10 protein-coding genes are annotated in these 8,716 nt (G+C 40.3%); 5 read left to right on the top strand and 5 right to left on the bottom strand.

Annotation, left to right across the window (positions count from 1 at the left end; translation table 11 throughout):
- Nucleotides 1-69: 69 nt before the first annotated feature.
- The 4 genes from C200_RS07020 to C200_RS07035 form a co-directional block, all read right to left on the bottom strand.
- Nucleotides 70-630: a hypothetical protein gene (locus C200_RS07020; RefSeq protein WP_032126498.1), complete on the bottom strand. Its 561-nt coding sequence runs from the start codon at nt 628-630 to the stop codon at nt 70-72.
- Nucleotides 631-762: 132 nt separating this feature from the next.
- Nucleotides 763-1,164 carry a hypothetical protein gene (locus tag C200_RS07025; protein WP_230584160.1) on the bottom strand — a complete coding sequence of 134 codons (402 nt, stop codon included), beginning with the start codon at nt 1,162-1,164 and terminating at the stop codon, nt 763-765.
- A 157-nt stretch (nt 1,165-1,321) separates the two neighbouring features.
- Nucleotides 1,322-2,152: a GTP cyclohydrolase FolE2 gene (gene folE2 / locus C200_RS07030; protein WP_016211125.1), complete on the bottom strand. Its 831-nt coding sequence runs from the start codon at nt 2,150-2,152 to the stop codon at nt 1,322-1,324.
- A 222-nt stretch (nt 2,153-2,374) separates the two neighbouring features.
- The gene (locus tag C200_RS07035) at nt 2,375-3,280 is read right to left on the bottom strand and encodes a polyprenyl synthetase family protein (protein ID WP_016211128.1); all 906 of its coding nucleotides are present in this window, start codon (nt 3,278-3,280) and stop codon (nt 2,375-2,377) included.
- A 163-nt stretch (nt 3,281-3,443) separates the two neighbouring features.
- Between C200_RS07035 and pomA the strand changes: the two genes are divergently transcribed.
- The 5 genes from pomA to C200_RS07060 all read left to right on the top strand — a co-directional run bounded on the left by pomA (nt 3,444) and on the right by C200_RS07060 (nt 8,262).
- Entirely contained in the window at nt 3,444-4,205 is a 762-nt protein-coding gene (gene pomA, locus C200_RS07040) for a flagellar motor protein PomA (RefSeq protein ID WP_016211119.1), read from the top strand.
- Nucleotides 4,206-4,208: 3 nt separating this feature from the next.
- Complete coding sequence (locus C200_RS07045) at nt 4,209-5,075, top strand: MotB family protein (RefSeq protein WP_016211122.1); 867 nt, start codon at nt 4,209-4,211, stop codon at nt 5,073-5,075.
- 96 nt (nt 5,076-5,171) lie between these two features.
- Entirely contained in the window at nt 5,172-5,783 is a 612-nt protein-coding gene (locus tag C200_RS07050) for a PilZ domain-containing protein (RefSeq protein WP_032126499.1), read from the top strand.
- Nucleotides 5,784-6,161: 378 nt separating this feature from the next.
- Nucleotides 6,162-7,409: an NADP-dependent isocitrate dehydrogenase gene (gene icd / locus C200_RS07055; RefSeq protein ID WP_016211118.1), complete on the top strand. Its 1,248-nt coding sequence runs from the start codon at nt 6,162-6,164 to the stop codon at nt 7,407-7,409.
- A 136-nt stretch (nt 7,410-7,545) separates the two neighbouring features.
- Entirely contained in the window at nt 7,546-8,262 is a 717-nt protein-coding gene (locus tag C200_RS07060) for a hypothetical protein (RefSeq protein WP_032126500.1), read from the top strand.
- Nucleotides 8,263-8,395: 133 nt separating this feature from the next.
- Here C200_RS07060 and C200_RS07065 read toward each other — a convergent pair.
- A partial coding sequence (locus C200_RS07065; RefSeq protein WP_033923720.1) for a dual specificity protein phosphatase family protein occupies nt 8,396-8,716 on the bottom strand: 321 nt, incomplete at its 5' end.

Raw genomic sequence — 8,716 nt, forward strand, 5'->3', positions numbered from 1 at the left:
GAAGGCATCGTTTTTCCTTATTGTATTTTTTAACCTACTGATATTATGTCAGAAACTGTTAATCCAGCGCTATAACGGCTTGATAATAATTTTTGAAATCAAAATGTAAGTCGCAGCAATAATTAACAGGTTAAGAATAAAGGTTTGTAAGCCTTGTTTATAAATAATTTTGGTTAAAGTCTCATTAATACTTGATGAATCAATAAAATAAGTGAGTTTACCAACGGTTTCATCGCGGTATTTGATAGGAAGGATAATACTGTCATTATAATTGCTATTAACTATTGGTTTTGAGATATGAATGATTTTGTTATTGCTATCTTTATAAGTGGTGATGATTTTATTGCCTGGTTGCAATTTGATTTGCAACGCCTGAATTTCACGAGATTTTAAGTTAGACTTTAAAATTGCCTGTACCTGTGTGTGGCTTAGATTCCATAAGGGTTCAGCAAGACTTGAGGCAATGCGCTGACTAGAGATGAGAGCGTCCTGCTTTAATTGCTGTTGTAGAGAGTTTTTGTCACCTAAATATTCAATGATGCCAGTAATTGTTAGGGTCATCGTAATGGTAACTGCAAGCAGAGTGTAGATTTTAAACTGTAGGCTGTTTGCTAATGCCTTGATCTTCATCTGTTTGCTCTAGACCTTTGTATTCTATGCCTCCTGCTGAAGATTTAGTGACCCCCTGTCTACTCACCCCTAACTCCTAGTGTAGTTAAAGTTAGAGAGAGTAAGCAGAGAAAAAACAAATTAGATGAATTGTTAATTTGAGACGCAAGCGTTACCCTGAAAATGAGTTCCAATAATGATATCTTTTTTGTTGACTTGAAAGGAGGTTGTGCAGTTGGATTTTATGGTACCACCACCAGTTTGGTAACCTCCTGAGGTTGTGATATAAGTTTTGCCATCACGGTCTGATACGGTGGTGTTGCCCGGAACATAATAGCTTGGCAGTCGGTTGATGTTATTAACGCGATAACTGTAATATAGGTTGCCGTTTGGCATCTTGAATGTTGTATCGGGTGGCCCCCAGGCTTGGATTAAGTCATTAACATCATGGCCTTTCCAGCGCTCGACTTGAGCACGATACTTTGCTGTGGTTGCACAGCCGCTTAAGAGTATCAATGTGAAGAGTACAACAAAAATCTTCATAATCTGTCTCATCTACTTAAATTTACTATTTTCTATAACCTTAAGTTTTATGGTTCGATAAGCTATCGCTTTCTTATGACAACTAAAACTATAGCAATTAAGAAACAGAGTAAAGTAAACCGTTTAGATAGTAGGTATAAGTTCAGTCATACTGTTGAGTGCAGTTGCTTTATTCCGTTTCTATTTTAGAGCAGGGACTGTCTGTATGTGGTTTTTTACGTTGCTCTATCACTGCATAGGCCGAATGATTATGAATGGACTCGAAGTTTTCTGATTCTACTTTATATGCGCTGATCCGCTGATCATGATTGAGTTGTTCAGCAACATCACGTACCAGGTCTTCAACAAACTTTGGGTTCTCATAGGCAGTTTCTGTGACATACTTTTCATCAGCACGCTTAATTAAGCCATAGAGCTCGCTTGAAGCTTGGGCTTCGGCAAGTTCTATAAGGTCGTCAACCCAGACCAGATCACAGGTTTCAATCTCAACGGTAATATGCGAACGCTGATTATGTGCGCCATACTTTGAAATTGCTTTAGAGCAAGGACATAAACTGGTGACGGGGATGACCACTTTTAGGTTGGTTTGTGCATTATTGCCATCTGCTTTGCCTAAAAAAGTCACTTCATAATCTAAATAGCTTTGCTGTTGTGAGATAGGCGCTGTTTTCTTGCGAAAATAGGTAAACTGCATCTCAATCAAGCCCTGTTGAGCTTGCAATCGCTCAGTCATTGCTAATGTTAACTGATTAAAATTTTGTACAGAGTAAGCTGTTTGTTCATGTTCGTGTAATAGAGCAATAAAGCGTGACATGTGAGTGCCTTTGACATGCGCGGGCAGATCGACGTACATTTTAAAGGTGCCCACAGTGCCAAGTACAGCATGTGAACGATCTGATATTTGAATAGGGTGGCGCACTTGGCGAATGCCGACGTGGTTAATTGGAATATTGCGAGGATCTTCTAAATTTTGGATATCCGCAATACTGGATGTAGGCATATTATTCCTCATGTCGTCTTCAATAATCGAGCTTTAGATCTACTTTACTAAATTTGTAAGGTAGACAATGTAGTGTAATTCTTATTAATAATCAAGCACAGGCTTGTTAAATTAGAGTCATTTAAACGTGTAATATGCTGATTAATAAGATATTTATTTGATTTTCTAAATCTACTTTAGCAGATTGATAATCATTTCCTCTAAAATCAACCACTAATATTGCTAATGGTTACGTTTAATAATTAGGTCGGCGATTTCAATCAATGCATCGGTGTTATTTCCGTGACTGATTAAGGACAGTGCTTCTAGGGCCTCTTGATATAGTTCTTCCAGTTTGGCTTTTGCTTGTTTTAGGCCAAGTAAACGAGGGTAGGTGGATTTATTATTTTTCAAATCACTTTTTGCTGGTTTACCGAGCAGTATTGTTGAGCTTTCAAGGTCGAGAATATCGTCTTGTACTTGAAAGGCGAGGCCTATTTTTGCGGCGTACTGGTCTAAGTTTTCTAGCTGTTGTGGCGTAATATGTTTAGCGCTTAGTGCTGCGATACGCACGCTTGCTTGTATTAGTGCGGCTGTTTTTAAACGGTGTAGGCGTTCTAACTCGAGTAAAGAGAGCTGGCTGTTATTTTCTGCTTGTAGATCCAGTGACTGCCCTGCGGCAATGCCGAGTCCACCACTGGCTTGGCAGAGGGTCTGGATGCGTTGGATGCGTTGATCGCTTGAAATGCCTGAGGTGATTGTATTGTTGCTGTGGTCTTGGCAAAGCTGCTCTATTGCCAACATTTGTAAGGCATTCCCCGTCAGGATGGCAGTTGCCTCATCAAAGGCCTTATGACAGGTGGGTCGTCCACGGCGCAGGTCATCATTGTCCATGGCAGGTAAATCGTCATGAATCAGCGAGTAGACATGAATCATCTCTACAGCGATAGCGCAAGGATGTAGTTGCTCGATCGGTATATCTAATGCGTGACCTGTTCCATAAACAAGTAGGGGGCGAATTCGTTTGCCGCCTTCAAGGCTGTAGTGTATGGCCTTGTTAAGCAGGTCATCTTGAATAGGGTATTGTTTAATACATTGAGATAATTGCGTATTAAATTGTTGTCGCCAAGAGTGTAATTTAGAGCTCATGTTTATCAGGTGGCCATTATTAACTAGCTATATCTAGCTATATTATTATTTGTAAAATTTGCGAAGGCTATTGTAGCGTGATTTTCAAAGAGAATGAAGCCGGAGAACGAAATGAACTACAATTAAGGGTTAAAGGGGAAAGCGATCATTAGAGGTATAACGCTTGGATTTAGCGACCCTGCTTGGCATGTTAGGTGCTATTGGCATCATCATGATGGCAATGATACTGGGAGGGGACATTGGTATTTTTATCAATGTCCCATCACTGTTGATTGTACTGGGAGGCAGTATTTTTGTTGTCATGATGTTTTATGGCATGGGCCAGTTTTTTAGTGCGGTAAAAGTGGCGATGAAAGCTTTTTTTACTAAGTTGCCTAAAGTGGGAGATTTGATTGAAAAGTCAGTTGAGCTGGCAGATGCAGCGCGTAAAGGGGGGCTGCTTTCTCTAGAGGGAGCAGAGATTCCAGATCCGTTTATGCAAAAAGGTATCCAGATGCTGGTTGATGGGCAAGAGGCGGATGTTGTGCGCGCGACAATGAAAAAAGATATGGGGTTAACGCTGGAGCGCCATAAAACAGCACAAAGTATTTTCAAAACCATGGAGGTTATTGCTCCAGCGATGGGGATGATTGGCACATTAATTGGCTTGGTACAGATGTTATCGAATATGGATGACCCTAAGTCAATCGGCCCGGCAATGGCAGTTGCATTATTAACGACCTTGTATGGAGCGATGATTGCAAATATGTTCTGTGCACCGATTGGCGGTAAGTTAAAGTTACGCAGTGACGAAGAGTATCTGGCCAAAGGCTTAGTGATTGATGCGGTATTAGGGATTCAAGCGGGGCAAAATCCACGTGTTTTAAGTGATGTGTTGATGAATTATCTGCCAGCAGCGAAGCGACCGGTTGAAGAAGAGGGCTAAGGCATGAGCAGTGCTGATGACGACGAGCCTGAAGAAGAGTGCCCCGAAGGGCTGCCCCCTTGGCTGGCAACGTTTGCCGATTTAATGTCACTGTTGATGTGTTTTTTTGTGCTATTACTCTCGTTTTCAGAAATGGATGTGCAAAAGTATAAGCGGGTGGCCGGTAGCATGAAATTTGCCTTTGGTGTGCAGCGGCAAATTCGCGTGGAAGATATTCCAAAAGGTACCAGTGTTATTAAGCAAGAGTTTAGTCCGGGCAAACCCGTACCAACGCCGGTGAAGACCATTCAGCAAGTGGCCAAAGAAAAGCGCCCTGAGCTTAATCCGACGGATCAAGTTCAGGATAAAACAGCGCAAAAAAAAGCCAAAGAATTTGAGACAGTAGCCAAGCGGCAGCTGGCAGCAGAGGTTCAGGAAAATAAAATCTCTGTCAAGCTTGAAGATAAAAAAGTGATTATTCGCTTAAAAGAAGGTGAGAGTTTCCAATCGGGTTCGGAGTGGGTAAGACCCACGTTTTTACCGGTGATTGCAAAAATTGCGAATGTGTTAAAAAAGACCAAAGGCAATATTATTGTTGCAGGGCATACAGATAATTTACGCATTTCAAATGCACGTTTTCGTTCTAATTGGGATTTATCTGCTGCACGAGCGGTGTCTGTTGCTTTAGCCTTGTTTCGTGATAAAGGTTTAGAGCAAAAGCGCTTTATGGTGGTTGGCTATGCAGATACTCAGGCGTTAGAGGACAATAAAACGGCAGCGAATCGTTCAAAGAATCGTCGTGTTGAGATTACCGTTGTGTTTGGTAAAGACGAAGAAGGCGGAGAGTTTTCAATTGATGATGAAGAGATCGGACTGCCTGATGACTTTTAGTCTATGTTTAGGCTACTTTTTAATGTTAACGCTTAAGTGAACGTACTTTAGAAGGATTTTAGAAGGATATTATAGTAGGAAAAAGGAGGACAACCCATGGTGGAAGATGACCCCCGGCGACGTTATTTTCGTCTTGATGATCAAGTGATTTTAGAGTGGCGAGCGGTATCGGCAGAAGAGCTTGTTGCTGGTATTGAACAGCTGAGTCAGGAAAAAGACTATGGACAAGGGGGAGAGCTCTATCGTATTGAGCAAAAGTTACAGGCTGCTATTTCTCATTTAAAAAGTCATGCACCCGATATTGCGGTATGTCTTGATTTAATGAATGAACGCATTGACTTGTTTATGCATAAATTCCAGGCATATTATAAACTGTATGGTGATAATCGGCGACAGCAGGAGCCTGAAAAGGTCAGCTTAAGTGCGACAGGGATTGCATTTGATACCTTTAATCCGCCTGCAACACGTCAGTTAGAGATTAACTTTTTTTTATTGCCCCGTTATGTCTATATACGTACATTTGGGACTGTGGTTTCATGTGAGAAGGTGAGTGATGGTTACTATCATGTTGCTGTCAACTTTGATGTTATTTTGGATGAGGATCAAGAAACTTTGATTCAGCACTTGTTACAAAAACAAACAAAAGTGATTCAAGCGCAAAAAGCTGAGCTGGATAAAATGAGTCAGAGTGAAATTGATATTAAATAGATTTTTAGAATTAAAAATAAAGGTTTTATTTAGTTTAATTTATTTGGTTTAACCTACTTTCCTATGCGTATTGTTTGCAATTTAAGTTAATAAATAACTTGAAGGTGACTTTTAAATAAACTCTTTATAGCCTTGCTGTATAGATAGTGCTTTATGTGCATGAGCTGATGAGTAACGTTAATGTGTTGACCTTGTTCAAGTGCTGTAAGTTTTTATACAATTAGCTGTAGTAATACTTAATATTTAATCCTTATTGCAGGTGATTTTTATCATATAATCTATGAGTTCATGTAAGATATTTGTGGGTTGCTTGCACTGATGTGTATAATAGCAAGTTGAATTTATAATAAGCCAAATTGACAAATTGAGGAAACACGTATGTCTAATATTCAAGTTCCTGCTGGGGGAGAGAAAATTACTTTTGATGCGAATGGTGCATTGAATGTTCCAAATAAGCCCGTTATTCCTTTTATCGAAGGGGATGGTATTGGTGTTGACGTGACGCCGGTGATGAAAAAAGTGGTGGATACTGCGGTTGATAAAGCCTATGGTAAAGATCGTCAAATTGCTTGGATGGAAGTATATGCCGGCGAGAAAGCGAATGACAAATATAATGGTGATTGGTTACCTCAAGAAACATTAGATGCTCTAAAAGATTATGCAGTTTCTATCAAGGGCCCGTTGACGACCCCTGTCGGTGGTGGTTTTCGTTCTTTAAATGTGGCAATTCGTCAAGAGTTAGATTTGTATGTTTGTTTGCGCCCGGTACGTTATTACCAAGGTACGCCAAGCCCATTAAAAGAGCCTGAAAAAACTGATATGGTGATTTTCCGTGAGAATTCAGAAGATATTTATGCGGGTATTGAGTGGCAATCAGGTACACCAGAAGCAAAAAAAGTCATTGATTTTTTCATGAATGACATGGGTGTAACAAAAATTCGCTTCCCTGAAACATCGGGTATTGGTGTTAAACCGGTCTCTAAGGATGGTACCTCTCGCTTGGTTGAGTGCGCGATTCAATATGCCATTGATAATGATCGTGACTCAGTTACGTTAGTGCATAAAGGTAACATTATGAAGTTTACCGAAGGTGCATTTAAAGATTGGGGCTATGAAGTTGCGAAAACAAAATTTGGCGCTAAAGAAATTGATGGCGGCCCTTGGTGCTCATTTAAAAATCCGAAAACTGGCAAAGAAATTATTATTAAAGATTCGATTGCTGATGCATTTTTACAACAAATTTTATTGCGCCCAGCTGAATATGATGTTGTTGCGACTTTAAACCTGAATGGTGACTATGTTTCTGATGCTTTAGCAGCCCAGGTTGGTGGGATTGGTATTGCGCCAGGTGCGAATTCAAATGATAAAGTTGCCGTATTTGAGGCGACTCATGGCACAGCACCTAAATATGCAGGCCAAGACAAAGTTAATCCAGGCTCTTTGATTCTTTCTGCTGAAATGATGCTGCGCCATCTAGGGTGGACTGAGGCGGCTGATTTGGTTGTTAAAGGCATGGAAGGTGCGATTGCTTCTAAACGTGTGACGTATGACTTTGAGCGCTTAATGGCAGATGCGACAAAAGTCAGTTGCTCTGAATTTGGTAATGTCATTATTGAGCATATGTAAATTGGTCGATTATCTAGATCACCTTATTGATTAGGTCATTTTACTGGACACAAAAAAGCACCCTTTTGGGTGCTTTTTTTATATCCGACATGTTAGCATGTCAAGTGCACGTTTTTTTATTACAAGGAGAAAAGTAATGACAAGCATCACGTTGGGCATGGGGCGGCGCAAAAAAGTTGGTGGGCCGCTGGTTAAATTATTAGGATCAATCAAGACTAAAGCGAGAGGGAGGCGCTATATTTATATTACTGACTGCAAAACTTATGCATTAATTGACCGTTTAGCGCCTGCTGTGAATGTGTTTTCTTATGCGCAGGCCAAGCTTGCCGGTCCATGTGGACAACTAGACGCTAAGCGTGATTGGTATGTCTATGTGGAAATTAAATCTGGCACAAAGTCAGAGTATAGTAATGCTTATAAATTTCCTAAAGATAAAGCTGGCCATGAAAATGCTGGAGATATCACTAAAGTTAAGAAATTACGCTATAAAGCCTTGTGTGATGAGCTTAGTGAAGCTGAGGATGAGCTTAAAAAACTGGATAAAGAAGCGGCTGAGTTGATGAAAAAATCACGCAAGATTCAAAAAATATGGACCTGGTTGGCAGATAAATATGCACGTTGGGCCGATGAAGTTACCGATAGTATGGTGGGTAAAGCAGAAGAAATTGACAGTTTGAAAAAAGAGAAAAAACAGTTCGAGAAAGAATTTAAAAAATACTTTCCTAAAGCTGTATTAAAATTAAAAGCTGCGCGAAAATCAGCAGCGAAAAAAACTACAGCTAAAAAGCAAGTTGCTATAAAAAAATCTTCAGCAAAACGAAAAGCTCACTCGACGAAAACGCGCGGTTCGTAGGCGCTATATCTATCTATAGTTAAACTATTTCAATGCCAAAATAAATACAAGCTGCAATCAAAATATCATTGTTTTATTGCAGCTGATTGTATCTTAATTGCTAATTGTTTCAAAACCTAAGTCACTTATCGTTTTATAGCTGAGGTGGTTGTGCTACTATTTCAGCTGCTTCACTATTGGCTGCGTTTCTATCTGCAAATGGCATAGAGCTTTGTGGTTGCACAGTGGGTTCTGAGGGGGGAGACGGAGGGAGAGATTTTTGGAAAGTTAATAATTGTGCAACAAAACCAAGGTTAGGATTGATGCAGCGTCTATGTGTTCGGAGTAAATCGATGGTTTTTTCTACGGAGTCCTTGGACTCTTCAAGAAGGAAGGCGGAAAGAGCGCTGGCCGAGCGACTAATTCCTTGTTGACAGTGGATAAATATGGGCTGTTCTGTCGCTGCGAGCCATGG

The organism is Piscirickettsia salmonis LF-89 = ATCC VR-1361 (assembly GCF_000297215.2).
Classification (GTDB): Bacteria; Pseudomonadota; Gammaproteobacteria; order Piscirickettsiales; family Piscirickettsiaceae; genus Piscirickettsia; species Piscirickettsia salmonis.